The sequence below is a fragment of the Mesorhizobium sp. STM 4661 genome (genome assembly GCF_000359125.1).
Lineage (GTDB): Bacteria > Pseudomonadota > Alphaproteobacteria > Rhizobiales > Rhizobiaceae > Mesorhizobium.
Genome location: NZ_CAAF010000085.1, coordinates 75,257 through 102,018 on the forward strand (window position 1 = coordinate 75,257; position 26,762 = coordinate 102,018).

Sequence of the window (26,762 nt, forward strand, 5' to 3'; positions counted from 1 at the left end):
CAAAGAGTGCGGAGCCACTTGATGCCTTGCGCTTCACCTCCAGGTCAGGTGACGGTTCGCTCCTCAGCCTGCCATTCGGTGGTGGGCGGAACGGACCTCAACCAACTACGTGGCGCCTTCTAGATCACCGAAGCCGCGACCGGCTCCATTCTCATGGCAGAACTTCCGGGGCCAGGGCAAATGTTCTCACACATTTGAGCCCGTAGGACGATGCGCGCATGCGTTGCACGACGCTTGGGGGCGTTCACCTCACCCGGCGGAGTCACGGACCAGGATCCGTGGCATAACGATCGCTTATCCATAAGACCTGGATAACATTGCTTGTCGCCGGTGTGTCGCAGGGGCAACATGGTTTTTGTACGATGCGGGCAGTAACTAGACGAACTTGCTGAGTGCAACGTCACGAATTACCCAACTGTACTAACGTCCGTAAAGCCCACGCACACCGTAACAGATGAGAAACAGGGAGAGGTTAGGTCATGAATGTACACCTGATCGAGAAAAGAGAGCAAGACAAGCCGTTTCGTGAGGATGCCAGCGTGTCATACACGCTTCCAGCAAGGTACTTTTATGATTCAGCCGTTTTCGAACAGGAAAAGGCTGCGATTTTCTACCAAAGTTGGGTCTATGTCTGCCACAAAAGCAGGGTACGGAATCCTGGCGAGTATGTAACCGAATTGGTCCACGATCAAAATGTGATCATCATTAAAGGGCAAGATGAGCGCGTTCGGGCATTCCACAATGTGTGTCAACATCGCGGACACGAGTTGCTACGCGGTTGCGGCAAGACGCAGATGATCGTATGCCCTTACCACGCATGGACGTATAACCTCGATGGAACCTTGCGAGCCGCACGCGAGACCGGCTCAATTAAGGATTTCGACAAGAGCCAGTTCACTTTGAAGGAGGTGGCGATTGAAGAATTCTGCGGTATGCTCTTTGTAAACCTAGACGGTAAAGCTGTACCGTTGCGTGAACAGGCTCCCGAACTGGAAAAGGAGATTCGTAGCTACGTACCCCATGCAGATGATCTCGTATATGCCACCAGCCAAGAATACGAGCCACAAGCTAACTGGAAGATATTGGTCGAGAACTTTCAGGAGTGCTACCACTGTGCAGTGGCGCACAAAGACTTTTCCGTGTTGGTCGACTTCGGCGACGGGGCGTATAACCCGTATTCCAATGGCATCTTCACCAGCCACTGCTCCACTCGAACCACTCGGGACAGCGCTGCCTATAAGGTTAGCGGTAACGACATTGACGGATACGGTGGGTGGTTCCTGTGGCCGAATCTCACGATCTGGGTTTATCCAGGCGACGAGCAACTCTCCGTGATGCGCGTCGATCCACTTACTCCCACGACTTCGTACGAGCGTCATGACTGGTTTACGAAGGACGGAACCGTCAGCGAGGAATTGAGTGGCACCATCAAGTTCCAGCGCGATACACTCCAATTTGCGGAAGATATCCCCATTTGCGAGAGCGTGCAGAAGGGACTGAAGTCTATGGGCTACAACCAAGGGCGTTTCGTCGTTGGAGGCGATCGGGTCCAGGTTACCGAGGCGCCGGTCCACCACTTCCAGAAGCTGGTGGTCAATGCTCTCGGACTGAAAATCGGAGTCGAATAACTGGGCTGATTCTGAACTTGGTCAAGCAACGGGTTATTGCCATATGATCTCGGCGAGCGCGATCCTGCACCGGCCATAGCGGCCGGTGCAGGATCACGAACCCTTCACCCTACCTCAGTCATGAGAGCGCTGATCGGGTGTCTTGAAGCTCTGCCGTTGGCGCTGCCCCGTAGGAATAGAATTTTTTCGGTTGAGAACCTGCCTGTGTATGCCCAGTGACGGCATTTATTTTTCACCCGATAACCGTCAGGAATGAATTCGATCATCGGCGCAGCCGTGATCTCCGACCCGGAAGGACGTTGCCGGGGCAGGCGCGCACCGACGAACGAGTGCGGGGCCAGTATGCACCTTTGGCTGCAATAACGCCTATGGAGCGTTGCGAATGAGCGAATTAGCCACGCGAAATACAGCGCACTCAGTTGCGCTCCTCGTCCCCGTCATGTGGGGCTTGTACTGGATACCGGCCCGCTATGTTGAAGCATCCACGGGCGCTGGCGTTTGGGGAACCGTCTACGTGGTAATTGTAGCCTGCGTGGTTCTGGCGCCCGCCGCTTGGCGCTACCGGACGTCGCTTTACTCATCCAACCGTTACGCGCTCATATCTACCGGTCTCGGCGGGGCGTCCTTCACGCTGTACGCAGCCGGCCTGTTGTATGGAAGTGTCTCGGTGGTCGTGGTCCTGTACTACCTTACGCCGGTCTGGAGCGTTTTGATCGCACGTCTATGGCTAAAACAGGAGACTTCGCTGATACGTTACGCTGCGATCGTAATCGGGATAGTCGGAATATTCCTGGTTCTCAAGGGTAACTCCACCGGTATCCCGTTGCCGCACGAGGTCGGCGATTGGCTCGGCCTCGGTGGTGGCATTCTGTGGTCGATCGCAAGCACGGGTATTTACATACACTCACGTCTCGACGCTTACAGCAGCAACTTCATATTCAGCGTCGGTGCATTTTTGTCCGCCGTACTTCTGGCTTGCGTTATGGGGCCCCCGATCTTGGAGACCGGGCATTCAATCGACTACGGCACCGGTATTCCGGCTATCATCATTATTGGGGTCGGGTGGTGGGCGGTCGCGCTCACCGGGTTCCTGTGGGCTGCGCGCCTCCTGGAGCCAACACGGCTCGGGATTTTCATGATGACGGAGGTGGCAGCTGGCGCCGTTTCGGCAGCATTGTTTGCGGGCGAACCGTATGGTGTCCTGATGCTGGTGGGCACCGTCCTCGTCGTTGTTGCCGGTCTGATGGCGGCCGCTTCGCCGTCGACCCCGCGTGCCGCAATGATTGCTGGAATTGAATAGACCATTGCACGACATCCTCGATGGGCTTGCCCCTTTGGTGAATAACTCCGTGAAGCCGGTCACGCAGGCTCTCCAAGAAACATTACCACTCCCAGAGCAATTATTCGCGCTGGCCAAGGTCATTGTGATGCGCGGCCCTGCAGGCGCATGGACTCATGCTCCCAGATCGCTTTGACCCTCTCGGCGCGCGACCAGTTGCGGCAGCCACGTGGGCGTCTGATGCAGCACCGGAGCGAGTGTTCTGCGTCCCTAATTGGCAGAGACTTCGATGCAGACCTGCCACAGCAGGACCAGACTCATGGCGAGGACCACCAGCTTGTACGCGATCGTCAGCCACCAGCGCACGCCGCCGGTAACAAGACAAGAGCTCGATTAGAGGTTAGAAGCCGCTGCACAGGCTTCCCGAAATTCATTGGTGAAGAACAGCGGATGGTTGAAGAGGCTCTAAGCGCGACGTTCAGGTGATCATTTATGCCATGATCACGTGGCGAGTCGGTCCGAAGCAGCGGTTCACCTGCCTGGGCTGAACACCCATACGCATCCAAGCCTGGGGTGGCAGATCGCAAGGTTCCGCAGGCGGAGCGAGACCATCTCGTCTGATGCCGCCCGAAAGCTGGATGAAGCGTATAACGTGGGCCATCCGATGGGCCGGCCTTAGCGAGCGCCAGATGGCGTTGTCCCTAGTCACCGCTGGAAGCAGCTGCTCGCGCCTTGTGTCGAGCACGAGCCCGTTGGGGGCTCGCAGGCACGCAGGACGCCGTCCGCCTCCTGAAGGAACACCCGGCGAACGGGTCAGTCGGTGGCGCGTAGCACATCAGCAACAGACGGACATAGCTGAATGCCGGCAGCCACACCATCGACAGGCTGATGCCGGGGACTACGCGAACCTTGTGTTCTCCGGCCCGTCGGCGCGTGACAACCGGGATCGCCGCATGATCACAGGTCCAGAGTCAGATGTTCGGACTCTGCACGCGAGCAGCACAAGGCAATTAGCTCTCCTGAGTTTCGTTCCGCCTGCGTCAGCACACTGTCCCGGTGGTCCGGCTTGCCGCTTACCACCGGAGTCAGACAAGACCCGCAATATCCCTCCTCACATAGCTTTGACACCTTCACGCCATTGTCGGTCAGTACCCGCAATATCGATTGGCCCACGGGCACGGCAAACGACTGTCCGGTGCTACCGATTGTAACCGTAAATTCCGAGTCACCCTCGCGACACCGTATTGCACTTGGATCCGCCCCGAACAGCTCGTAATGCACCGTTTCCGGAGGCCAGCCTCGCGTCGCGCTCTTGACGGCGTCCACCAGCCCGTGCGGACCGCACACGTACACGTGACAATCTTCCTTGCCATCGCACAACAGTCTGCTCACATCCAAACGCCCAGCTTTTGTTCCCTTGTTATGAATAAAGGTTACATTCCTGCACAGAGTGGAATTTACGATCGCTGCATAGTGCGCGGTCTCCTCGACCGAACGCGCGCAGTAGTACAAATGATAATCGCTTCCGATCTGTTGCAGCCTTCTCGCCATCGACAGAATAGGCGTGATACCGATGCCGCCGGCAATAAGTATCACCCGACCAGCCGATTCGTCTAGTTTGAAGTTGTTGGCGGGTCCATCGGCCTCTATAATGCCCCCCACCTTCCAGTTTTCATGTATCCATTGAGACCCACCTCGCCCTTCCCGGTCCCTGAGTACAGAGATCAAGTAATGATCCGATGAACCCGGGGTATTTACTAGCGAGTATTGCCTCCGTATGGAACCGGTCACCCGCACGGTTATATGTGACCCCGCCGAGAACGCCGGCAGCGGCACTCCTGCCGATGCATTCACCAACGTATAGCTTCGAATCGACGCCGTTTCGTCAGATACATTCGAGATCTTCAAATACATGACGATGGGCTCCTCAGTCGCTTCGGATGCGCCCTCGACTGTTGCGATGATACCTTCATCCAACGGCATGCGATCCGGCGCTGCTGTGCGCATTTTCTCTCGCTCGTACTATTCCGGCGCGAGGGTTTTAGTGGAGTTGCACACATCTTTCGCACAATATAACGTAATGCTTCAAGCCCGAACAGCAGCCATTCTTTGGGCATTTGGATAACGAAATGTTATGAAAAGCTACCGACAAAAGCTTCCGCCGCTGGATCCCTTGATCGCGTTCGAGGCGTCGGCCCGGAACCTGAGTTTCACCAAGGCTGGACGTGAGCTGCATCTCACTCAAGCCGCAATAAGTCAGCAGATTCGATCCCTCGAGAGCTACTTGGGGGTGCAGCTCTTCATCAGAGCCAATCGTTCGGTAAGCCTTACTCCACAAGGGCGCAACTTCCAGCACGTGGTCGCGATGACGCTCGCGAACCTCGCCAACGCGACCACCGACCTACGGATCAAGGGAGATGAAAGCACCCTAACGATAGGGTGCGACCAAGCAATCGGCAATATGCTTCTCATGCCGAGGCTCCCCGACTTAACGGCTGCCTTCCCACAAGTCACGCCGCGCCTGATGATTTCGGACGTCGAAAAGATTTGTTTGTCGACCGACGTTGATGTCGCGATCATTTTCGGCGACGGCACGTGGCACGGATTCCATGCGGAGAAGCTCTTTCCTGAGCGGATCTTTCCGGTTTGCAGTCCCGAATACTTTGGGAAAAGCCCCGAACTCCGCAAAGCCGACGATCTTTCACAACACAAGCTCATCGAGCTTGTGGATGAGCACTGGAATTGGATGACCTGGCGGCAGTGGCTCGACCGGAATAGGGTCAACACTGCCATTGTTACAAAGGGGCTTGCAGTCAACAGTTATCCGCTGGTGATCGAAGCCGCAACTCAGGGGCACGGTATTGCGTTGGGTTGGGATCATCTCGTAGGTCGGGAATTAGAGAAGGGGACGTTACTCAACCCACTTCCAAACGCGGCGGTTGAATCGGAACTTGGCTACTACGTGCTTTGGCCAGCTCGTGCTCATAACCATCCAGATATACGCGGGTTTGTTGACTGGTGCTTCCAGTCACTTGTTCGAGATTAACAGCAAGGACGGCCCGCGGCTGCGCGACAAAAAGTCAAGTCTGTAGATTTTCACTAGGAAGTTGGAGCGTGCCGCGTCGAATTTAGCGCAAGGAGCGGCATTCTCAAGAACGTTTAGGCGGTCGATTTCTCGCTGATCAGTTCTCTTGAACACCGAGCTGTCGTTGTTTCTTCTTGACCCAGGCCTGAATGACGCGGTCCGCAACCATGCCGATGATTGCTATACTAATTCCAGTGGTAAGCGCGGCGCCTGTGTCGGCCTTCGTCAAGGCTATGTATACCGACTGGCCGAGATCACGGGTACCCACGAGCGCCGCAATCACCAGCATCGATAACGTGGACATAATTGTCTGGTTGAGACCAAGCATGATCGCGGGCGATGCGATCGGCAGATCAATTTGAAATCGTTTCTGGAGGGCGCTACAACCCATTCCGATGGCAGCCTCCGAGACTTCGTGATCGATGCTCCTAATGCCGTGCTCAGTGTATCTGATCATTGGCACGATCGAAAAAGCGACGATTGCAATAAGAGCCGAAAAGTCGCCGACTTCGAACAGAAAGATGACGGGGATGAGGTAAACAAATTGCGGAATGGTCTGTAGAGTGTCGTTTACAGGACGTAAAAAAGCGGAAAATCGATCGTTGGAGGCGGCCAAAGCTCCGAGCGCGCCGCCGGCGACAAATGACAACACGACAGCGGCGGCGCAGAGGTAAAGGGACAGCATCGCGGGTCCCCAAAGACCGGTCAGAAGGATAAATGACATCCCTGCAAGAGAAAAGCAGGCGGTACCAATCCCTCCGGCTTGCCAGGCTGCGACGCCGACCACCATGAACAGCACCGGCCAGGGAATGTTGGTCAGCCCAAAGAAGCAGGCAACTGCAACCAGTGCGACCAGAACGGCGCCGCGTCCTTGCCAAGCGAAACTCGCCAGCAGGATCGCGCACAGCACAGCAACCCAGTACGCGACCTGGTTAACGGGAGAAATAGTGTACCCCATTGCATTAAAGAGCTGCAGCCAACCGATCTTGAGCGGCAGAAGTATACAGAAGTTCACAATCTGTTTCACCTCCGCGAAGATCCAGCCGTAGTGCGAAACCGTGTAGCTCAAAAAGTCGTTAATCTGGGTGACCGGATAGACACGCCACTCGCTTGGCCATTGTCGCATAGCGGGAAAGAGCATAGACGCAGCGAACAGGGCGAGCAGCAGAAGTGCGGAGGCTGCTAGTGCCTTACTTCGGCTGACGGTTGGAGTGTTAACGGTGCTGCGAACACGGCTCGCGAAGCCAGCGGAGATGCGGTCCAAAATCATTGCCATTAGTGCGATGACCATGCCCGATATGAGGCTCTGCCCAAACTGCGCTTTTCGCATTGTTGACAGCACTTCCCAGCCGATATCGTTGAATCCGCCGATTACAGAGGCGATGATCACCATTGAAAGAGTGGCCATAATCGTCTGATTCAGTCCGACCATAATCTGCGGCAGCGCCGCGGGAACCCTTACCCACCAGAAAGACTGCCACCGCGTAGCGCCAGACATCTCTCCGGATTCAACCAACGCACTTGGAACAGACGCGAGTCCATGCATCACGTTCCGGACCATCGGGGGACAGGCGTAGATCGCACTTGCGATCAGCCCTACGACAGGGCCAAACCCAAAAAGCAGGAGAAGCGGCACCAGATAAGAAAATGCCGGCACGGTCTGCATTAAATCGAGGCAGATAATCAGAAGCCGACGAGCTACCCCTGACCGGTAACCCAGAACACCCATTCCAAAGCCGACCCCGGCGGCAAGCGGGGCTGCTACCCCAACAAGAGCCAGGGTATTCATACTTTCTTGCCAATATCCCGTCGCTACCATGTAGAATAGCGAAGCGGCAGTGAATATCGCGAGTCTGCTACCGGCCGCGGCGAAGCCGACAAACGTGAAGGCCACCAAAGTCACAGACCAAGGGAGCCATTGCAGCACGCCTTGCAATGCCGTCAATGGCCACGACAGCAACCATGAGATCGCACCAAAGGCCCAGGAAAAATTGGCGACGAACATGTCCATCACGAGGTTCAGTCCTCGTTCTATCGGACCCTTTAGCCAGACTGCTGTATTGGTGAGCCATGTCATATCCTGTTGGAAATAGAAGAATGGGATGCTGGTCAGGCCTACAAATGTCCAAGCGATCAACGTGGCGCTACGCGGCTTTGACTGAATAGGAAGAGCGTGGCTATTGGTAAGGGTCACTTTGAATCGATCTCTCAGCGGGTTCGCTCTTGGCTTTCGGCAAAGATCGTCAGGACCTTTGAAGCGGTTATTTCTCCGACGATCGCGCCGGAGCTGTTTGTGACGGCGAATCCCTCCGGGTTGCCGGCGAAGGAAGGCATTGCATCCAAAAGGGATAGATCTGCACTGCATGCCTGAGTCGTCTGCAAATGCCCTCGATAAGGCTCCATCACATCCGCCACCGTCAGGACATGAGCGAGCGGAACATCGCGCGTGAACTCTCGGACATAATCGTTCGCCGGCTTCAGAACGATCTCCGCCGCACTTCCGATCTGGATGATCTGCCCGTCTTTCATGATCGCGATGCGATCCGCGAGCCGGATAGCCTCCAAGAAATCGTGAGTGATGAAAACGATCGTTTTCTTCAGCAAGGTCTGCAGGCGCAAGAACTCGTTCTGCATCTGCCTACGTATTAGAGGGTCCAGAGCCGAGAATGGTTCATCCAGGAACCAAAGCTCTGGCTCAACAGCTAGTGACCGAGCGATGCCGACACGTTGCTGCTGTCCCCCCGACAATTGCGCAGGGAAAGCGCACTCGCGGCCCTTTAGGCCTACCAACTCGACCATTTCCGACGCGCGACGTTCACGCCTCTGACGGTCGACGCCTTGCACCCTCAAAGGAAATGCCACGTTCTCAAGGACCGTCAGATGGGGGAGCAGGCCAAAACTCTGAAACACCATTCCCATTCTGCGACGTCGGATTTCGATGAGCCGTTTGGGACTCGCCTCAAGGAGATCCTCGCCATCGAAAAGGATCTCGCCATAACTCGGCTCCACGAGCCGCGACAGACAACGAATAACGGTTGATTTGCCTGAGCCGGAGAGCCCCATAATGACGAAAATCTCACCGGCATGCACGTCGAATGAGACGTCGATGCCTGCCGGCACGCAACCCGACGAACGCAATGCCGCGACGGCACTCGCGCGCTCCGGAGTGTCGCGCATTTGATAGATCCCGCTATCCGTAGGGCCATAGCATTTCCAAACGTTACGGCAGGAAAGCTTGACCTTGCGATCTTTGGCCGACCCAATTTGATCGTCCAGGAAGTAAGTCATTCCGTGTCCTTCCATTCGAAGAGCGAAGCGCCGACGTCAGCTGTTGAGGCGTTAGCTGTTGGAGCGACGCGCCGACACGTATAACCGCAACGGATTACTTAACCGCGGCATCGACCCACTTCTGCCAAGTATCCTTGTTCTTCTCCACCCAGGCTTGAGCTACCTCATCGAGAGTGTGGTTGTGAACATCAATCGCCGAAATCATTGGGATCTGTGCTTCGTCGGTCATCTGGTAATTCTGCAGAAACCGATAAGCCGCGGGCCATTTCTTCTCCATTCCAGACCAAGCGACTTTGATAATTTCTGAATTGGGCAATGCACAGTCACCTACCTCATTCGGATTTGGACCCCACTTCGGATCATCCATGCACGCGGGCTCATACTTAGGCATCTCAACCCACTCGAGATCGAGCTCGTTGAAGAGCCAGTGCGGCGACCAGAACATCGCAATAATGGGCGTCTTCTTAAGCGCCGCTGCCTTCAATTCCGATACGAGCGCTCCCTCGCTGCCAGCGGACACCGCCTGCAGTTGAAGATCGAGACCTTTGATCATCGCCTCGCTATGCGAGCCCCAGTCTGGAGGATAGTCCAAGATGCGACCTTTCGGCAGCGTATCCGCGGTGGCCAGCGCCTGCGCGCAGGCACTGCTCTTAAGCGCCTCCCAATTCGGCAATCCTGGACAGATATCCTTCATGTAAGAAGGATATAGCCAACCTTCGCGAGCCTTGAGACCGAGGTCGCCGACCTCAACGACCTTGCCGGATTCCTTTGCCTTTGGCCACGTTTCGCCGATGTTGCTTAGCCATATCTCAAGAGCAGCGTCTGCTGTGCCGTCGCTGAGCGCCGTAAACTGAGGCAGATAGCCTGCCGTCACGTACTCAACCTTGTAACCCATGCGCTCAAGAATAATTCCAGCGATTTTGGTAGTGACGTGCTGCCCCGTCCATTCATTAAGCGTAAGCTTAATCGGCTCCTTCGTTTCAGGAATAGACGCCCCATAAGCTAGCGGTATGGCTAAGGTCCCCAAAAGGGACAGCGCGATTGTCGCGGCGGACAGTCTCAGTGCACTAAACATTCTTCGACCCTTCATTCGAGTGGACCTTCTTTCCCTGCCGCAGACAAGTTAACGTGATGCGAGAAGGCTACAAGCGAGGATTTCTTGGGCCGAAGCATTACCGTCGGTTATGTGAGAGGTGCTAAATCGTATCCCGCGGCTTGGCGTAGTTGAGGCATTGATCGTCGTAGATTGGTGAGCTGATCAGCGCGCCACGGCTAGCAGGCTGATGAGGGATCATGCTCCGTTGGCCGACGCTTCCAACGATCATTAGCGGGCCGCTGCACTTACGCCCTAGGCCGCGTCGCTACAAGGCGCACCATCGCCGACAGATCCGCCGAACAAAGGTGGCGAAAATCATGGACAATGCCGAGCCCGACGTGCTGGCCGACATGACCTCGCCGAAGGAACGTCGCGCCCAACTCGACAAACCGAACGAACGTTTCAACGGCGAGATCTAGCGGCGCACCGAAGTCGTCGGAATCTTCCCGAACGATAATGCCATTGGTCTCGTCAAAAAGAGGTTCGTGGCCACCACGCCGAAATCCGGGCGGCGGCAGGAGAAATCCGCGCCGATCGTCGCCGCGCTCTTCAATCTATGGGCGGCGGAACTGCCCAGACTTCCAGGGAAATCGAAACTGACTGAGGCTATCCGCTCTGCCCTTAGCCGACGCGAGATCCTCGAGCACTTCCTTCATGATGGCCGTATCGAACTCGCAACACCGTCGAACGCGCCCTCCGGCCGCACGATCACGCGAAAGAACAGCGTGTTTGCCTGTAGCGACGGAGGCGGAAAGACATGGGCGACTATCGCCACCCTGCTGACCACGGCCCGCCTCAACAACATCGATCCGCACGCATGGCTCACAAGAACCCTTGAGCCCATTGCCAACGGAGGGCCAAACAGCAGGATCGAAGAACTCATGCCGTGGGCAACCGAAGCCTGATGGCCGCACCTACACGCTGACGATCGAGAACACCCAGTCGCAGAACTTTTCTACGGATGGGTTGGGATGTTCCGCCTCATGCATGACGACATGATATCCGAGCTTCGTCTTGACGGATTGGTTGACCGGACTGACCAGCCGCCCGCTTTTCAAGGAGTCGTCAATGACATACCTCCAACCGAGAGCGACACCGTCGCCAGCCTCCGCAGCCTGAATTACCAGAGCATAGTTATTTATAAGGAGTTTGTGATGAACTTGCGGAACCTCGATATTATTCATGCTGAGCCAGACGCGCCAGTTCATCCAATCCCAGCGCTCGTCTTCGTGTTCAATGAGTGGGAAGTTTACCAATGATTGCGGCCCGCTGACTGGTCCATACTTCTCGATACATGAAGGGCTGCAGACCGGTATGATCTCTTCTGGGAACAGCAATCGCGATTTGAAACCTAGCCATTCCCCGTTGCCATGTATGATCGCAACGTCGACACGCTCGCGCAAACAATCCTCTTTGTCTGATACAATAAGTCTAATAGATATCTCCGGATTCGATCTGAAGAACATTGGCAGCCTTCGCTGAAGCCAGAGGCCGGCGACTGCCTGATCTGTCGCTACGACAAAGGTTGCCTGTGGCACGTTGCGTATCTCGTTTGTGGCATCGCCAATGTGCGTCAAGGCCAAGTGTACGCTGTGCTGATACATCCGACCTTCCGGGGAAAGTTCGACGTTACGATGCCCGCGGATGAACAGCCGTATTCCAAGATTTTGTTCGAGGTTTCGAATCTGTCTGCTGACAGCAGCCTGCGTGACGTTCAGTTCATTGGCTGCAAGCGTGAAACTCATGTGGCGCGCAGCGGCGTCGAACATCACGAGAGCGTCCAGAGGGGGAAGTTGCTGGCGGAGGGTTGGCATAATCCAAAGTCATCCTAAGCTAGGCAAAACTATCGCTTGATCCAAGCAATTCAATCATATCACTCTAGCTCGCATTACAGCAACTTGTCCACCAGAGGTAACGCGGAGCATGAGAATGGCCTCAAAGGCACTGATCCGAAGCTCTGACGCCCACGCCGCCTATATTGCGGCACAGAACAAATACTTGCCAGGTTCCGGGTCTTTTGACAGTCCAACTGAAGCGCTCCTAGCCTATTTGGGCGCGTTTGAGTCGAAAGACGCAGGCTTCATTGAGAAGGCGACTACGTCGGGCTCCCTCATCGAGATTCCAACCAGGGGTCAGGACAAGAGCTGTTCAAAATCTTGCGTTAAGGGCGAACGGATCGGGAACTCTACGCTGCTCGACGGATTGGGGTAGGCAGTCTGAGCGATCGGAAGCCTTCTGGCATTTGATGCTCTGCGTCCCAGGTGTAGATGCCGGTCAGGTTGATGTGCTCCCAACTCAACGGCGAGACGTGCTTAAGCAGATGATCCGGAATCCCGCGACGTGCACTGCGCAAGGCGGCGTCGGGCTCGCGGCGGTTGAACTGGGCAAAGCGATGGGCGCACGGGTCGTCGCAGCCGTGTCCTCGCAGGAAAAGCTGGACGTCGCGAAACGGGCGGGCGCATCCGACGGCGTGGTCTATCCGACCGGCAGCCTCGACAGAGCGCAGCAAAAAGCCTTGTCCGAGCAGTTCAAGGCCGTGTGCGGGCCTGACGGAGCCAATGTCACCTACGATCCAGTTGGCGGCGATTACAGCGAGGCGGCGATCCGTTCGATCGCCTGGAAGGGACGTTATCTTGTGATAGGTTTCCCCGCTGGCATAGGTAAGCTACCGCTCAACCTGCCGCTGCTGAAAGGCTGCGACGTCCGCGGTGTGTTCTGGGGCGCAGCCGTAGAGCGTGATCCGGCGCGCAACAACGCCGCGACCGCCGAACTGTTTGACCTCTACGGGAGCGGCAAGATTAAGCCGCGCATCCATGCAACGTATCCCTTGAAGCAGGCGCATGAGGCCCTCAGGTTCCTAGCGTCACGAAAAAGCACGGGGAAGGTCGTGGTAACGATCTAGAAGGCTCCGACGATGCCAGGAATTATTTTTGTCTCGCCGGGCAGGCAAGATGTCGACTTGAACGGCGGCACCGTCCTTTGAGGGCATTTGCCCGCTCTGGCCTCCGCGAAGATACCTCAAACTGGTCTCAAAGCGGATCGGACCCGCGCCTCTTTGTTGCCGGAGCACCATCACAATCAAATCACGAGATCTGATAAGGTAGAATCCCTCGGCGCTGGTGATCGACGGTCAATCGGCTCTTCAGCGGGGGTACTGCGCGCTGCGGGCAGCTTGTACGTTCGCAAATACGGCAAGAAATACCAATCGGATCGAATGCCGCGCGATTGGAAAGGTCGAGACTATCGGCATAGACGAAGTTCTTTGCGTAGCCGACTTCGCAACCCAAAGTGATGGCGTAACGTCGTTGCGGAGCGTTGAAACCCCCACTGCCTTTTGCGATTTCTGTAGCAACGCTCAAATAGCGTGCGCCATCGGGGGTTTCGGCGAGTTGGCGGATGATGCGACCTGGCGTTTCGAAAGCCTGGTGAGCGTTCCATAGCGGGCATGCCGCTCCGAAGCGGGCGAATTGCAACTTGGCTGCGCTGTGGCGCTTGGTGATGTTGCCTGCGCGATCGATGCGCGCAAAGAATACCGGAACGCCCTTGCGGCCTGGCCGCTGCAGAGTGGAGAGGCGGTGCGAAACCTGCTCGAGGCTGGCTCCAAATCGAGTCGCCATCAATTCCAGATCGTGACGAAGCTCCTCTGCCGTTGCCAGAAAGTCTTGGTAGGGCAGCATCAGCGCCCCTGCGAAGTAATTGCGCAAACCAATCTTGCAAATGTCGACGGATCCCTGCGTTCGGAAGTTCGCCCGGCGGACGACCGCTTCGATCTCGCTTTCCAGTTCCAAAGCGGCGATCTGGAACGCCATCTGGAAGGTTCGCGTGGAGACCGCCGAGTAAGGATTGAGAAAGAGCGCCCGGGAGGCGCCGTCATAGCGGCGCAAGACATCCTCGTGGGGTTCGGCACGCAATATGCGAATCCCGTGCCGATTTTCCAGGTGGTTTGACAGCGCAAATCCTGCGTCGCGGTCCGGAATACCGAGCTCATTGGCCAACAGCTCGGCCGCCAGATCGAGCTCGGGAATGTAGTTGTCAACGAAATGGAAGAAATCGCGGACTTCGTCGTAAGGCGTCGGATCGCTGAACGCATTGGTCCGGACCATATGATCGTCGAAACTCGCGAGTTGCTCGCTGTTGCGTCGATACGCCTGGTGGCTGGCAATCAGCGCGTGGGCAAATCCGGGCGCGTTCTGGGTGACGAGTTTCAGTTCCTGCAGGCTTGGCGAATACGCGTCGAAAACCGGGTCTGCCAGAGCTTCGCTGAGCGCTGACAGCAGGCGATCGCTGTCACTTCCCGAAATCGATCCAATATCGATCTTGAAATTCTCCGCCAGGGTTAAAAGCACGGAAGCCGACACCGGCCGCTGATTGTTTTCGATCTGGTTGAGATAGCTTGCAGAGATACCGATGCGCTCGGCAAAGGCGGCCTGGGTCGCCTTGCTGCCTTCACGCAGTTCACGGACTTTTCTGCCGATGAAGAGCTTGCCTGCGGCCATATTTGCAAATTCGCATTTTAGAGTTTGCAAATTTATACATTACGCTTGCCTACCTGTTCAACCGTTTTCTCTCTCGATCAGGTCGCCTAAACGCTGAGGTTGGGTGGTTGTTTGCCCGGACAGGAGAAACGAATGATGCTCCTCATCGCGTTTGTCGAAGATCGTGGAGTAAACGGCTTCGTCCGCGACGCCGCCGCTGTGCGGGGCCGCCGCTAATGCGCGCTGTTCTCGAGCAGTTAGAATCGCGCCGCGCCGAGGCACGTCTTGGTGGGGGGCAAAAACGCATCGACGCTCAGCACGCCAAGGGCAAGCTGACGGCTCGCGAGCGGCTTGACGTGCTGCTCGACGAAGGGTCGTTCGAGGAATACGACATGTACGTCACTCACCGTGCCATCGATTTCGGCATGGCGGGACAGAAGGTCGCCGGCGATGGCGTCGTCACCGGCTGGGGCACCATCAACGGCCGGCTCGTCTATGTCTTCAGCCAGGATTTCACCGTGCTCGGCGGTTCGCTGTCCGAAACGCATGCGCAGAAGATCTGCAAGATCATGGACATGGCGGTACGCAACGGGGCACCAGTTATCGGCTTGAACGATTCAGGTGGCGCGCGCATCCAGGAAGGTGTGGCATCGCTTGCCGGCTATGCCGACGTGTTCAAGCGCAACGTCGATGCGTCCGGTGTCGTGCCGCAGATTTCCGTCATCATGGGCCCATGCGCAGGCGGCGCGGTCTATTCGCCGGCCATGACCGATTTTATCTTCATGGTGCGAGACAGTTCCTACATGTTTGTGACGGGACCCGATGTGGTGAAGACCGTCACCAACGAGATCGTCACCGCCGAGGAACTCGGTGGCGCACGCACGCACACGACGAAATCGTCCGTTGCGGATGGTGCTTACGACAACGATGTCGAGACGCTGGAGCAGGTCAGGGCGCTGTTCGACTTCCTGCCGCTCAATAATCGCGAAAAGCCGCCGGTGCGTCCGTTCCATGACGACCCGTCGCGCCTCGAGATGCGGCTCGACACGCTGATCCCCGACAGCGCGGCAAAACCCTACGACATGCGGGAACTCATCCTTGCAATCGCCGACGAGGGCGGCTTCTTCGAAATCCAGGCGGCTTTTGCGAAAAACATCATCACCGGGTTCATGCGCATCGAGGGCCAGACGGTTGGTGTGGTCGCCAATCAACCGATGGTGCTCGCCGGCTGCCTGGACATCGATTCCTCGCGCAAGGCGGCGCGCTTCGTCCGCTTCTGTGACGCATTCTCCATCCCGATCCTCACGCTGGTCGACGTGCCGGGTTTCCTGCCGGGAACGTCACAGGAATTTGGCGGCGTCATCAAGCACGGGGCGAAGCTTTTGTTCGCCTATAGCCAGGCGACGGTGCCAATGGTCACGCTGATCACGCGCAAGGCCTATGGCGGCGCCTACGATGTCATGGCCTCCAAGCACATCGGCGCCGACGTCAACTACGCCTGGCCGACAGCCGAGATCGCGGTAATGGGCGCCAAGGGCGCGACCGAGATCCTTTATCGCTCAGAGCTTGGCGACAAGGACAAGATCGCCGCCCGCACCAATGACTACGAACAACGCTTCGCCAATCCATTCGTGGCTGCCGAACGGGGCTTCATCGACGAAGTGATCATGCCGCATTCTTCGCGCAAGCGGATCGCCCGCGCCTTCGCCGCACTCCGCGGCAAGATGGTCGATACACGCTGGAAAAAGCACGATACGATTCCGCTGTAGAGGTCAAACGATGTGCAACCACGTGGGGTGCGGTGAACGCACTTATGCGACCCCAAGACAGCTTTGCGATCTGATCGGCGGACCACAGGGTTTGGTCTGGTTGGAGCACGCTGGTGAAATGGACTGGTGCCTTTGCGCGATCGACCTTCCGAAAACTCTGGAACGCGCAGGGCTGAGGTGGATGCAGGCTCGCGGCACAAAGATTTTGATTGTTGAACGATAGGCTACCCATGTTCAAGAAAATCCTCATAGCCAATCGCGGCGAGATCGCCTGTCGCGTCATCAAGACCGCGCGGACGCTTGGCATCGCCACCGTCGCCATATATTCGGACGCCGACCGCGAAGCGATGCATGTGAAAATGGCTGACGAAGCCGTGCATATCGGTCCGTCGCCATCGAACCAGTCCTACATCGTCATCGGTAAGATACTCGATGCGGTTAAGCAGACCGGTGCCGATGCGGTGCATCCGGGCTACGGTTTCCTGTCGGAAAACGCCAATTTCGCCGAGGCATTGAAAGCTATGGGCGTCGCCTTTATCGGACCACCGCCAGTGGCGATCGAGGCGATGGGCGACAAGATTACCTCCAAGAAGATCGCCGCATCCACGGGTGTCTCAACCGTGCCCGGCCATATGGGCCTGATCGCGGATGCCGACGAGGCGGTGAGGATCGCCGGCGAGATCGGCTATCCGGTGATGATCAAGGCCTCGGCTGGCGGCGGCGGCAAGGGCATGCGAATTGCCTGGGACGACGCCGAGGCGCGCGAAGGCTTTCATTCTTCGAAGAATGAGGCGAAATCCTCCTTTGGCGACGACCGCATCTTCATCGAGAAATTCATCACCCAGCCGCGCCACATCGAGATCCAATTGCTCGGCGATCAGCACGGCAATTTGATCTATCTGGGCGAACGCGAGTGCTCGATCCAACGCCGCAATCAGAAGGTCATCGAGGAAGCGCCGTCACCGTTCCTCGATGCCGCGACGCGCAAGGCCATGGGCGAACAGGCCGTGGCATTGGCCAAAGCCGTCGGCTATTTCTCCGCCGGGACGGTGGAATTTATCGTCGATGGCGACAGGAAATTCTATTTCCTCGAAATGAACACGAGGCTTCAGGTCGAGCATCCGGTGACCGAACTGATCACCGGCATCGATCTGGTCGAGGAAATGATCCGTGTTGCCGCGGGGGAAAAGCTTCGCATCACCCAGGATGACGTCAAGCTGCGGGGCTGGGCCATTGAAAGCCGGCTCTACGCCGAAGATCCGTACCGCAATTTCCTGCCATCAATCGGACGCTTGACCCGCTATCGTCCTCCGGTCGAGGGCAAGCGCGAAGACGGCATCGTTGTACGCAACGACACCGGGGTGTTCGAGGGCGGCGAGATCTCGATGTACTACGATCCGATGATCGCCAAACTGTGCACCTGGGCTCCGGATGGAGAGGGGACGCCCGCGCGGCTGGCAGCCATCGATGCCATGGCCAAGGCGCTCGACGATTTCGAGGTCGAGGGCATCGGCCATAATCTGCCGTTTCTCTCAGCGGTCATGGACCATCCGCGGTTTCGCGAGGGCCGGCTGACGACTGCTTTCATCGCCGAAGAGTATTCCGACGGCTTTTCGGGGGTCACGCCGTCGGCGGATGAGGCCAGGAAGCTTGCTGCGATCGCCGTCTTCATCAATTTGCGAGTGCAGAAGCGCGCCGCGCTGATTTCCGGCGCCATGGACAATCACCGTCGCGCCGTGGGCCAGCACTGGGTGGTGACGCTGGCAGGCCAAAGCTTTGATACCGCAGCCGGGGAAGAAGACGGGAATACTGTCGTCAGCTTTAGCGAAGGTATTCGGATTTCGGTCGCCAGCGCCTGGCTCCCCGGTTGCTCCCATGCCCAATTCACCGTCGACAATAAGACGCTCGGCGTGAAGACGGCATTCGCTGCATCTGGGATTCGCCTGCGTCAGCGCGGAGTGGATGTGATCGCCTGCGTGCGCACGCCCCGAATTGCCGAACTGGCGCGGCTTATGCCCGAAAAGCTGCCGCCGGATACCTCCAAGATGCTGCTTTGTCCTATGCCCGGCGTGATCACCGCCATCTCGGTGAAAGCGGGGGATCAGGTCGAGGCGGGCCAGGTGCTTGCCACGGTCGAAGCCATGAAAATGGAAAACGTCTTGCGCGCCGAGCGCCGGGCAACGGTCAGGCGCATCGCCACCGAAGCCGGCGCCAGCCTTGCCGTCGACGAACTGATCATGGAATTCGAGTGAGGGCGGGGCTATGACCGAACGTGTGACTTACGAGGACTGGCTAAAGCTCGCCGAGCGTGAACTGAAGCGGTCGCCGGACGATCTGGTCTGGCACACGCCGGAGGGCATAACCGTCAAGCCACTCTATACCGCAACGGATCTCGAGGGCATCGCCCAACTCAATTCGTTACCGGGTCTGAAGCCGTTCCTGCGCGGACCGCGCGCTACGATGTATGCCGGGCGGCCGTGGACGATCCGCCAGTATGCCGGCTTCTCGACAGCCGAAGCATCCAATGCCTTCTATCGCAAGGCGCTCGCTGCTGGCCAGAAGGGCCTTTCAGTAGCCTTCGATCTTGCCACCCATCGGGGCTACGATTCCGACCATCCCCGCGTTGAGGGCGATGTAGGAAAGGCTGGCGTGGCGATAGACTCGGTCGAGGACATGAAGATCCTGTTCGACGGCATTCCGCTCGATGAGATGTCGGTTTCGATGACCATGAACGGCGCGGTGATCCCGATCCTGGCGAACTTCATCGTCGCGGGAGAAGAACAGGGCGTTGCGCGCGAAAAACTCTCCGGAACAATTCAAAACGACATTCTCAAGGAGTTCATGGTCCGCAACACCTACATCTATCCGCCCGGACCCTCGATGCGGATTATCGCCGACATCATCGAATACACGGCAAGGGAGATGCCGAAATTCAATTCGATATCCATCTCGGGCTATCATATGCAGGAGGCCGGCTCGACGCTGGTCCAGGAACTGGCCTTCACGCTGGCAGACGGGCGCGAATACGTCCGGGCGGCCATCGCCAAGGGCCTGAACGTCGATGAGTTCGCCGGCCGACTTTCGTTCTTCTTCGCCATCGGCATGAATTTTTTCATGGAGGCGTCCAAGCTGCGCGCGGCCCGGCTGCTTTGGTCGCGCATCATGGAAGAGTTCGAACCGAGCAAGCAATCGTCATTGATGCTGCGCACACATTGCCAGACCTCTGGCGTGTCGCTGCAAGAACAGGATCCATACAACAACATCGTGCGAACCGCCTACGAAGCGCTGGCGGCGGCGCTTGGCGGCACGCAATCGCTCCACACCAACTCCTTTGACGAGGCGATCGCGTTGCCGACCGAGTTTTCGGCGCGCATCGCCCGCAACACACAACTCATTCTCCAGCACGAAACCGGCGTCACCAAGGTCATCGACCCTCTTGCGGGCTCCTATTACGTTGAAAGCTTGACCAATGAGCTTGCCGAAAAGGCCTGGGCGCTGATCGAAGAGATCGAGGCAATGGGCGGCATGACGAAAGCCGTGGCCTCCGGACTGCCCAAGCGGCTGATCGAGGAGGCGGCCACACGCCGTCAGGCCGCCGTCGACAAGGGCGAAGAGGTCATAGTCGGCGTCAACAAGTTCCGGCTCGAGACTGAGGACCAGATCGATATACTGGACATTGACAACGCAGCCGTGCGCCAGTCGCAGATTGCCCGCATCGAAAAGACCAGGGGCCAGCGCGATCCCCGGCGCGTCGGCGATACGCTGGCCGCACTCAGCCAGATCGCAGCTAGCGGCGAAGGCAACATGCTCGAAGCGGCGGTTGAGGCGGCACGGGCCCGTGCGACGGTGGGGGAGATTTCAGATGCCATGCGCAAGGCGTTTGGTGATCATACGGCGGTTCCCGAGGTGGTCAGCAACGTCTATGGCAAGGCCTATGACCAGGAGCCGGAGTTCAAGACGCTGGTCTCGCGCCTCAAAGACTTCACGGCTTCGCGCGGCGCCAACCCGAAGATCATGGTCGCCAAACTTGGCCAGGATGGCCACGATCGCGGCGCCAAGATCATCGCTTCCGCCTTTGGCGATATCGGCTTCGAAGTCGTCGCCGGACCGTTGTTTCAGACGCCGGGCGAGGCGGCCGATCTGGCTATCGCCACAAAGGTCAATGTCGTGGGCGTGTCCTCGCTCGCGGCTGGCCACAAGACGCTGCTGCCGCAATTGATCGACGCGCTGAAGGTTAAAGGCGAGGAAAACATCATCGTCATTTGCGGAGGCGTCGTGCCACGCCAGGACTACCAGTTCCTGATCGACCACGGCGTGGCGGCGGTGTTCGGTCCTGGCACCAATGTGTTGGACGCCGCACGCGCCGTGTTGGATCTCATGGAAGGCAAGCGTCGAAACGCATAGGCGCGCAGGAACAGGGTGGAAAATGCAGCCAGCTATTTCGGATTTGACAACGTCCAAAGCCCAATTCAACGAGAGCCGCCGGATGTGGACGCTGGATGAGGCTCGTAGCGTTCACGACGCTCCCTTCAACGACCTCTTGTTCCAGGCACAGACCGTTCACCGCCAGAACTTCGACCCCAACAAGGTTCAGCTCAGCCGGCTTCTCAGCATCAAGACGGGCGGCTGCCCGGAGGATTGCGGCTATTGCAGCCAGTCGGCGCATCACGAAAGCGGGTTGAAGGCGTCGAAGCTGATGGAAGTCAGACGGGTCATCGCCGAGGCGACCAAGGCGCGCGACGCCGGCGCCACCCGCTATTGCATGGGTGCTGCCTGGCGAAATCCCAAGGCGCGCGACATGGATGCGGTCGTGGCGATGGTCGAAGGCGTCAAGGCGCTGGGCATGGAGACCTGCATGACGCTCGGCATGCTCGACCTCGGCCAGGCGCAGCGGCTGAAAGAGGCTGGCCTCGACTACTACAACCACAACATCGACACCTCCGAGCGCTACTACTCAGAGATCATCTCGACCCGGACGTTTGCCGACCGGCTGGATACGCTGGCCAATGTCCGCGACAGCGGCATCAAGGTCTGCTGCGGCGGCATTGTCGGCATGGGCGAAGAGCCGGTGGACCGGATCGACATGCTGGTGACGCTGGCCAACCTGCCCGAACATCCCGAAAGCGTTCCGATCAACATGCTGATCCCGATCGAGGGCACCCCGCTTGCCAAGGCTAAGCCCATCGAGCCAATCGAATTCGTGCGCGTGATCGCGCTGGCGCGCATCATGATGCCGAAATCGCACGTCCGTCTTTCGGCCGGCCGCACAGCCATGACCGACGAGATGCAGGCGCTGTGCTTCTTTGCCGGCGCCAACTCGATCTTCGTCGGCGACACGCTGCTGACGGCGGACAATCCCGGCGAGGACAAGGATATCCTGCTGTTCCGGCGCCTCGGTATCGAGCCTATGGAACTCAAGGCGCAATGAACGGGGCGCCGCTTGCCCGCTATGACGCGACCTTGCAGGGGCTGGCGCGCAAGGACCGGCTGCGGACGCTGTCGCCGCGCGCCGGGCTCGACTTCTCGTCGAACGACTATCTCGGGCTTGCCGCTTCCAAGAGACTTGGTGATGCCGTTGCCGCGGCGATTGCGCGGGGCACGCCGGTTGGCGCCACCGGGTCGCGGCTGTTGCGCGGCAATGCGCCGGAGCACGAGGCATTGGAGGCGGACGCAGCGGCGTTCTTCGGCAGCGAGCGCGCGCTGTTCTTCGGCAGCGGCTACATCGCCAACTTCGCTCTGCTGACCGCACTGCCGCAAAAGGGCGACCTGCTGGTTCTCGACGAGCTTGCTCATGCCAGCATGCATGAGGGGGCCCAGGCCGGGCGTGCCCAATTCGTGCTGGCCGCGCACAACGACGTCGATGCTGTCGAGGACGCGATCACGCGCTGGCGCGCCGAAGGCGGCATGGGGCGCGTCGCGATCGTGGTCGAGAGCCTCTACAGCATGGATGGCGATTGCGCGCCGATGGAGAGCCTCGTCGCGCTTGCCGATCGGCACGAAGCATTCATCATCGTCGACGAGGCGCACGCCACCGGTGTCTGGGGGCCAGATGGTCGCGGCCTCGCAGCCGCGTTCGAGGGCCGCGACAACATCATCGCGCTCCACACATGCGGCAAGGCGCTCGGCGCGTCCGGCGCGCTTGTCGCCGCTCCGCGAACGCTGTGCGACTATCTCGTCAACCGTTGCCGGCCATTCATCTACGCCACCGCGCCATCGCCATTGATGGCAGTCGCGGTGCGCGAAGCGCTCGCCATGCTGTCCGACGAGCCCATGCGCCGCATCCAGCTGCAGGAACGCGTCGCCTTTGCGGGCCGCCAACTGGCTGAACGCTGCGGTGTGACACCCAGCGGATCGCAGATCCAGCCCTTCGTCATAGGCGAGAACAGGCGCACCATGGCGGTGGCGGCGGCATTGCAGGCCCGCGGCTTCGACATTCGCGGCATTCGCCCGCCGACGGTGCCCGAGGGCACCTCGCGCCTGCGCATCTCACTGACGCTCAACGTCGATGAAGCCGACATTGCTGCGATGGTCGAGGCCCTGGTCGAGGTGTTGGCCACGATATGACCAAGCGCATCGTCGTCACCGGAACAGATACCGGAATTGGCAAGACAGTATTTTCGGCCGGGCTCGCCGGCTTGCTCGATGGCTTCTACTGGAAGCCGGTGCAATCGGGCCTCGACGAGGAGACTGACAGTGAGGTCGTGGAACGGCTCGCCGGCCTGCCGATGGGGCGCGCACTGCCCGAAGTGTATCGCCTGAAGGAGCCTCTCTCGCCGCATCGTTCAGCCGAACTCGACGGCGTCGCGATAGACGTGGCAAAGCTCTCGCTTCCGGACTTGCCGGGTCCGATCGTCATCGAAGGTGCCGGGGGACTGATGGTGCCGCTCAACCGGCGCACCAAGTTCATCGACATATTTGCACAGTGGCGGGTGCCGGTTATCCTGTGCGCCCGTACCACGCTCGGCACGATCAACCACACCCTGCTGTCGATCGAGGCGCTCAGGGCCCGTTCCATCCCGCTCATCGGCATTGCCTTCATCGGCGACGAGGTGGCCGATACGCAGAGAACAATCGTGGAATTCAGCGGCGTGCGCCAGCTTGGCAGGCTGCCGCACATCGATCCGCTGACGAGCGGGACGCTGAGGGACGCGATGGTTGCCGGCTTCGACCTCACAGCGATCGCGGGAGGCGAATGATGTCGCAGTCTCAAGTCTGGCATCCGTTCACGCAGCACGCGCTCGAGCCGGCCATCCCTGAAATCGTCCGGACGGAAGGCGCCTACCTCCACAAGGCCGACGGCACTCGCATCCTGGATGCCATTTCCTCCTGGTGGGTCGTCACCCACGGCCACCGCCATCCCCGCATCATCAAGGCCATCGAGACGGCCGCGGCGAGCCTCGACCAGATCATCTTCGCCGGCTTCACGCACGAGCCGGCCGAACGCCTGGCCAGGGCGCTTGTCGGGCTCGCTCCCGCTGGTCTCGACTGGGTGTTCTACTCCGACAGCGGCTCGACCTCCGTTGAAGTCGCGCTGAAGATGGCGCTCGGCTATTTCCGCAACATCGGCGCGCCGCGCTCGCGCATCGTCGTCATGGAGCACAGCTATCATGGCGACACCATCGGCACGATGAGCGTTGGCGCCCGCGGCGTGTTCAACGCCGCCTACAAGCCTTTGCTGTTCGAGGTCGACACCATCCCCTTCCCGGCCGCCGGGCACGAGCAGGAAACGCTGGATCGTTTCGAGGCCGTCAGCCGCGACCGGCGCGCCGCCGCGCTGATCGTCGAGCCGCTGGTGCTCGGCGCCGGTGGCATGCTGATGTATCCGGCCTGGGTTCTGGCTGAACTGAAGAAGATCGCCGAGGCCTCCGGCACGCTGCTGATCGCCGATGAAGTGATGACGGGCTGGGGACGCACCGGAACCATGTTCGCCTGCGAGCAGGCGTCTATCTCTCCCGACATCCTGTGCACCTCGAAAGGGCTGACGGGCGGCGTGATCCCGCTGGCCGCCACGCTTGCGACCGATGCCATCTTCCAGGCCCACTATTCGACGGACCGCAAAAAGACGTTTTTCCACTCGAGCTCCTACACGGCCAACCCGATGGCCTGCGCGGCGGCACTCGCCAATGTCGAGATTTGGCAGGACGAACCGGTGGCCGAGCGCGTCGCGGCCCTGAGCGGAATGCAGACCACCGGGCTGACACGCTTTCGGGACAATCCATATTTTGCCGACTGCCGCGCCACGGGAACGATCGCAGCCCTCGATCTGCGCACCGGCTCTGCCGGCTATCTGGCCGACATCGGGCCGAAGCTGCGCGCTTTTTTCCTCGATCGCGGACTGCTCGTGCGTCCGCTCGGCAATGTCCTCTATCTTCTGCCGCCCTATTGCATCACCGGCAACGAGCTGGACGGGCTCTATGACGCCATCGAGGAGGCCGGTGAACGCTTCGGTTCGCGTCCATGAACCGATCCTCGCGCATTCTCGGCTTCGGTCATCATGCGCCGTCGCGTAAGGTCGAGAACCCGGAAATCGAAGACCGTCTCGGGCTCGAACCCGGCTGGATCGAGCGGCGCACCGGGATACGGTCTCGCTTCTGGGCAAGCGACGAAGACACGCTGTCGGACCTTGCAGCCTCGGCCGGCAACATGGCGCTAGCCAATGCCGGCATCGAGCGCAGCGACATCGGCCTGCTGTTGCTCGCCACCTCGACGCCCGATCACCTACTGCCGCCAAGCGCGCCGTTGGTCGCACATCGGCTGGGACTGGGCCGTGCCGGTGCGATCGACCTGACCGGCGCCTGCGCCGGCTTCATCTATGCGCTGATGTTCGCCGACGGGTTCACTCGTCTGCATGGCAAAGCGAGCCTTGTCATTGCCGCCAACATCCTCAGCCGCCGCATCAACCCGGCCGAGCGCGCCAGCGCCGTGCTGTTTGCCGACGCCGCCGGCGCCATGGTGATTGGCCCGTGCGACGACCCGGATCGGGGCATTCTCGGCGCTTCGGTGGATTCCGACGGCTCGCGCTACGGGCTGATCCAGATTCCCGCCGGCGGAAGCAACACCCCGTTCCATGGCGGCCTCGACCTCGGGGAAACCCGGATGACCATCACCGACGGCCGTGAGGTGTTCGGCAAAGCCGTCGAGATGATGACCGCCTGCTCGCGGGACGCACTCGCTGTAGCGCAAATGCAGCCGCAGGACATCGATCGGTTTGTGCCGCATCAGGCCAACGCCCGCATCTTTGATGCGGTCGGACGAAACCTCGGCATTGCGGATCAAGCAATCGTCAAGACGATCGCCGATTACGGCAATTCCTCCGCCGCGACGATCCCACTTTCTCTGTCGTTGGCTCATCAGATGAAGCCGTTTCGGCCGGGTGAGAAAATACTGCTGGCGGCGGCCGGTGCGGGTCTTAGCGGCGGTGCGCTGGTGGTCGGAATTTAGCCGGATAACTGGCTGCTCCACGGGGCGGCAGGACCAGTCACTCATGATGAATAGGACAACAGATCAATGCGAAAGATAGTAGCCGGTAAGCTGCACGGCATCCACGTCACCGAGGCGAACCTCAACTACCACGGTTCGATAACGCTCGACCCGGACCACTGCGAAGCAGCCGGGATCCTGCCCATGGAATTCGTGGAGATATGGAACAAGAATTCCGGTGCGCGGATCTCGACCTATGTCATTCTAGGCGAGCGCGGCTCACGCTGCTGCATCCTCAATGGTGCAGCCGCCCGCACCTGCCAGCCCGACGACCAGATCATTATCTGCAACTCCATTTACCTGGACGAGGTGCATATCACCTCGCTGAAGCCGCGGGTCGTCACGTTCGACCAGGACAACCACATACTCGATCGCCTGAGCTACTCCGTCGATCTCGACGCGAGCGGCAAATACAGTTTCTCGATCCTTGACGAGGCGAATGAGGCTTTGGCAATTCCTGCGCTGGTCTCCGGGGCATGACTTCACAGCATTTGCCATGATGTGCAGAGCCCCGTTCAGCGACCTTGGAATGCCGAGAACTTTACCTTGGCGAGCTATCTACCCGTTGAGGTGGTCACTCCGAGGATTTCGGCATGAAACGCCATGCAATCCCGCGGTAAACCCCAGTGCGTTGACGCGTCATTGTCGCCCGTAGTCTGGAT

Annotated in this window: 19 protein-coding genes and 1 pseudogene; 14 read left to right on the forward strand and 6 right to left on the reverse strand. The window is 58.9% G+C overall.

Translation table 11 applies throughout. From position 1 onward, the window contains the following. Positions 1-479: 479 nt before the first annotated feature. Positions 480-1,628 carry an aromatic ring-hydroxylating dioxygenase subunit alpha gene (locus tag MESS4_RS30310; protein ID WP_006339691.1) on the forward strand — a complete coding sequence of 383 codons (1,149 nt, stop codon included), beginning with the start codon at positions 480-482 and terminating at the stop codon, positions 1,626-1,628. Between the two features lie 382 nt (positions 1,629-2,010). Beyond that, positions 2,011-2,928, forward strand: a complete 918-nt coding sequence (locus tag MESS4_RS30315) for a DMT family transporter (protein ID WP_006339693.1) — start codon at positions 2,011-2,013, stop codon at positions 2,926-2,928. Positions 2,929-3,864: 936 nt separating this feature from the next. Here MESS4_RS30315 and MESS4_RS30325 read toward each other — a convergent pair. Further along, on the reverse strand, positions 3,865-4,914 hold the full coding sequence (locus MESS4_RS30325; RefSeq protein WP_006339702.1) for a PDR/VanB family oxidoreductase: 1,050 nt from the start codon (positions 4,912-4,914) through the stop codon (positions 3,865-3,867). A gap of 127 nt (positions 4,915-5,041) precedes the next feature. Between MESS4_RS30325 and MESS4_RS30330 the strand changes: the two genes are divergently transcribed. Then, a complete protein-coding gene (locus MESS4_RS30330; protein ID WP_006339704.1) occupies positions 5,042-5,953 on the forward strand; it encodes a LysR substrate-binding domain-containing protein in 912 nt (303 codons plus the stop codon). A gap of 136 nt (positions 5,954-6,089) precedes the next feature. On the opposite strand, the gene MESS4_RS30335 is transcribed toward MESS4_RS30330, so the two are convergent. The 3 genes from MESS4_RS30335 to MESS4_RS30345 form a co-directional block, all read right to left on the reverse strand. Next, complete coding sequence (locus MESS4_RS30335) at positions 6,090-8,003, reverse strand: ABC transporter permease subunit (RefSeq protein WP_244441242.1); 1,914 nt, start codon at positions 8,001-8,003, stop codon at positions 6,090-6,092. A gap of 197 nt (positions 8,004-8,200) precedes the next feature. Further along, positions 8,201-9,280: a betaine/proline/choline family ABC transporter ATP-binding protein gene (locus MESS4_RS30340; protein ID WP_051070951.1), complete on the reverse strand. Its 1,080-nt coding sequence runs from the start codon at positions 9,278-9,280 to the stop codon at positions 8,201-8,203. Between the two features lie 94 nt (positions 9,281-9,374). Beyond that, complete coding sequence (locus MESS4_RS30345) at positions 9,375-10,355, reverse strand: ABC transporter substrate-binding protein (protein ID WP_036242599.1); 981 nt, start codon at positions 10,353-10,355, stop codon at positions 9,375-9,377. 533 nt (positions 10,356-10,888) lie between these two features. Here MESS4_RS30345 and MESS4_RS30350 point away from each other — a divergent pair. Beyond that, positions 10,889-11,281, forward strand: a pseudogene (locus MESS4_RS30350) (transposase domain-containing protein); the annotation flags it as partial. A gap of 9 nt (positions 11,282-11,290) precedes the next feature. On the opposite strand, the gene MESS4_RS30355 reads toward MESS4_RS30350, so the two are convergent. Beyond that, the gene (locus tag MESS4_RS30355) at positions 11,291-12,190 is read right to left on the reverse strand and encodes a LysR substrate-binding domain-containing protein (protein ID WP_051070952.1); all 900 of its coding nucleotides are present in this window, start codon (positions 12,188-12,190) and stop codon (positions 11,291-11,293) included. Between the two features lie 578 nt (positions 12,191-12,768). On the opposite strand from MESS4_RS30355, the gene MESS4_RS30365 reads away from it, so the two are divergent. After that, on the forward strand, positions 12,769-13,278 hold the full coding sequence (locus MESS4_RS30365; RefSeq protein ID WP_244441243.1) for a zinc-binding dehydrogenase: 510 nt from the start codon (positions 12,769-12,771) through the stop codon (positions 13,276-13,278). A gap of 181 nt (positions 13,279-13,459) precedes the next feature. Here MESS4_RS30365 and MESS4_RS30370 read toward each other — a convergent pair whose 3' ends face one another. Further along, the gene (locus tag MESS4_RS30370) at positions 13,460-14,872 is read right to left on the reverse strand and encodes a short-chain fatty acyl-CoA regulator family protein (protein WP_006339716.1); all 1,413 of its coding nucleotides are present in this window, start codon (positions 14,870-14,872) and stop codon (positions 13,460-13,462) included. 215 nt (positions 14,873-15,087) lie between these two features. Here MESS4_RS30370 and MESS4_RS30375 point away from each other — a divergent pair, with 215 nt between their 5' ends. The 9 genes from MESS4_RS30375 (at position 15,088) to panD (ending at position 26,580) form a co-directional block, all read left to right on the forward strand. Next, positions 15,088-16,620 carry an acyl-CoA carboxylase subunit beta gene (locus MESS4_RS30375; RefSeq protein ID WP_006339717.1) on the forward strand — a complete coding sequence of 511 codons (1,533 nt, stop codon included), beginning with the start codon at positions 15,088-15,090 and terminating at the stop codon, positions 16,618-16,620. A 230-nt stretch (positions 16,621-16,850) separates the two neighbouring features. Further along, on the forward strand, positions 16,851-18,872 hold the full coding sequence (locus MESS4_RS30380) for an acetyl/propionyl/methylcrotonyl-CoA carboxylase subunit alpha (RefSeq protein WP_036242557.1): 2,022 nt from the start codon (positions 16,851-16,853) through the stop codon (positions 18,870-18,872). A 10-nt stretch (positions 18,873-18,882) separates the two neighbouring features. Further along, complete coding sequence (scpA, locus tag MESS4_RS30385) at positions 18,883-21,024, forward strand: methylmalonyl-CoA mutase (RefSeq protein WP_006339720.1); 2,142 nt, start codon at positions 18,883-18,885, stop codon at positions 21,022-21,024. An 82-nt stretch (positions 21,025-21,106) separates the two neighbouring features. Beyond that, positions 21,107-22,048 carry a biotin synthase BioB gene (bioB, locus tag MESS4_RS30390; RefSeq protein ID WP_006339721.1) on the forward strand — a complete coding sequence of 314 codons (942 nt, stop codon included), beginning with the start codon at positions 21,107-21,109 and terminating at the stop codon, positions 22,046-22,048. Then, the gene (locus MESS4_RS30395) at positions 22,045-23,184 is read left to right on the forward strand and encodes an 8-amino-7-oxononanoate synthase (protein WP_006339723.1); all 1,140 of its coding nucleotides are present in this window, start codon (positions 22,045-22,047) and stop codon (positions 23,182-23,184) included. Before bioB ends, MESS4_RS30395 begins: the two co-directional genes overlap by 4 nt. Further along, positions 23,181-23,816, forward strand: coding sequence for a dethiobiotin synthase (gene bioD, locus MESS4_RS30400; protein WP_006339724.1), 636 nt, complete (start codon positions 23,181-23,183; stop codon positions 23,814-23,816). The genes MESS4_RS30395 and bioD overlap by 4 nt, the downstream gene beginning before the upstream one ends. Beyond that, positions 23,816-25,081 (forward strand): adenosylmethionine--8-amino-7-oxononanoate transaminase, encoded by a 1,266-nt coding sequence (locus MESS4_RS30405; protein ID WP_006339725.1) that lies wholly within the window; start codon positions 23,816-23,818, stop codon positions 25,079-25,081. The genes bioD and MESS4_RS30405 overlap by 1 nt, the downstream gene beginning before the upstream one ends. Beyond that, positions 25,078-26,061, forward strand: a complete 984-nt coding sequence (locus MESS4_RS30410) for a beta-ketoacyl-ACP synthase III (RefSeq protein ID WP_006339730.1) — start codon at positions 25,078-25,080, stop codon at positions 26,059-26,061. Before MESS4_RS30405 ends, MESS4_RS30410 begins: the two co-directional genes overlap by 4 nt. 66 nt (positions 26,062-26,127) lie before the next feature. Further along, positions 26,128-26,580 carry an aspartate 1-decarboxylase gene (gene panD, locus MESS4_RS30415; protein ID WP_006339732.1) on the forward strand — a complete coding sequence of 151 codons (453 nt, stop codon included), beginning with the start codon at positions 26,128-26,130 and terminating at the stop codon, positions 26,578-26,580. Positions 26,581-26,762 lie beyond the last annotated feature (182 nt).

What these genes read in the sequence shown, in the direction of transcription:
- MESS4_RS30345 (WP_036242599.1), bottom strand. Translation starts at nt 10,355, where the DNA reads ATGTTTAGTGCACTGAGACTGTCCGCCGCGACAATCGCGCTGTCCCTT.
- panD (WP_006339732.1), top strand. Translation starts at nt 26,128, where the DNA reads ATGCGAAAGATAGTAGCCGGTAAGCTGCACGGCATCCACGTCACCGAG.
- MESS4_RS30365 (WP_244441243.1), top strand. Translation starts at nt 12,769, where the DNA reads ATGGGCGCACGGGTCGTCGCAGCCGTGTCCTCGCAGGAAAAGCTGGAC.
- MESS4_RS30330 (WP_006339704.1), top strand. Translation starts at nt 5,042, where the DNA reads ATGAAAAGCTACCGACAAAAGCTTCCGCCGCTGGATCCCTTGATCGCG.
- MESS4_RS30315 (WP_006339693.1), top strand. Translation starts at nt 2,011, where the DNA reads ATGAGCGAATTAGCCACGCGAAATACAGCGCACTCAGTTGCGCTCCTC.
- MESS4_RS30355 (WP_051070952.1), bottom strand. Translation starts at nt 12,190, where the DNA reads ATGCCAACCCTCCGCCAGCAACTTCCCCCTCTGGACGCTCTCGTGATG.
- scpA (WP_006339720.1), top strand. Translation starts at nt 18,883, where the DNA reads ATGACCGAACGTGTGACTTACGAGGACTGGCTAAAGCTCGCCGAGCGT.
- MESS4_RS30405 (WP_006339725.1), top strand. Translation starts at nt 23,816, where the DNA reads ATGTCGCAGTCTCAAGTCTGGCATCCGTTCACGCAGCACGCGCTCGAG.
- MESS4_RS30340 (WP_051070951.1), bottom strand. Translation starts at nt 9,280, where the DNA reads ATGACTTACTTCCTGGACGATCAAATTGGGTCGGCCAAAGATCGCAAG.
- bioD (WP_006339724.1), top strand. Translation starts at nt 23,181, where the DNA reads ATGACCAAGCGCATCGTCGTCACCGGAACAGATACCGGAATTGGCAAG.
- MESS4_RS30410 (WP_006339730.1), top strand. Translation starts at nt 25,078, where the DNA reads ATGAACCGATCCTCGCGCATTCTCGGCTTCGGTCATCATGCGCCGTCG.
- MESS4_RS30325 (WP_006339702.1), bottom strand. Translation starts at nt 4,914, where the DNA reads ATGCGCACAGCAGCGCCGGATCGCATGCCGTTGGATGAAGGTATCATC.
- bioB (WP_006339721.1), top strand. Translation starts at nt 21,107, where the DNA reads ATGTGGACGCTGGATGAGGCTCGTAGCGTTCACGACGCTCCCTTCAAC.
- MESS4_RS30380 (WP_036242557.1), top strand. Translation starts at nt 16,851, where the DNA reads ATGTTCAAGAAAATCCTCATAGCCAATCGCGGCGAGATCGCCTGTCGC.
- MESS4_RS30375 (WP_006339717.1), top strand. Translation starts at nt 15,088, where the DNA reads ATGCGCGCTGTTCTCGAGCAGTTAGAATCGCGCCGCGCCGAGGCACGT.
- MESS4_RS30335 (WP_244441242.1), bottom strand. Translation starts at nt 8,003, where the DNA reads ATGGACATGTTCGTCGCCAATTTTTCCTGGGCCTTTGGTGCGATCTCA.
- MESS4_RS30310 (WP_006339691.1), top strand. Translation starts at nt 480, where the DNA reads ATGAATGTACACCTGATCGAGAAAAGAGAGCAAGACAAGCCGTTTCGT.
- MESS4_RS30395 (WP_006339723.1), top strand. Translation starts at nt 22,045, where the DNA reads ATGAACGGGGCGCCGCTTGCCCGCTATGACGCGACCTTGCAGGGGCTG.
- MESS4_RS30370 (WP_006339716.1), bottom strand. Translation starts at nt 14,872, where the DNA reads ATGGCCGCAGGCAAGCTCTTCATCGGCAGAAAAGTCCGTGAACTGCGT.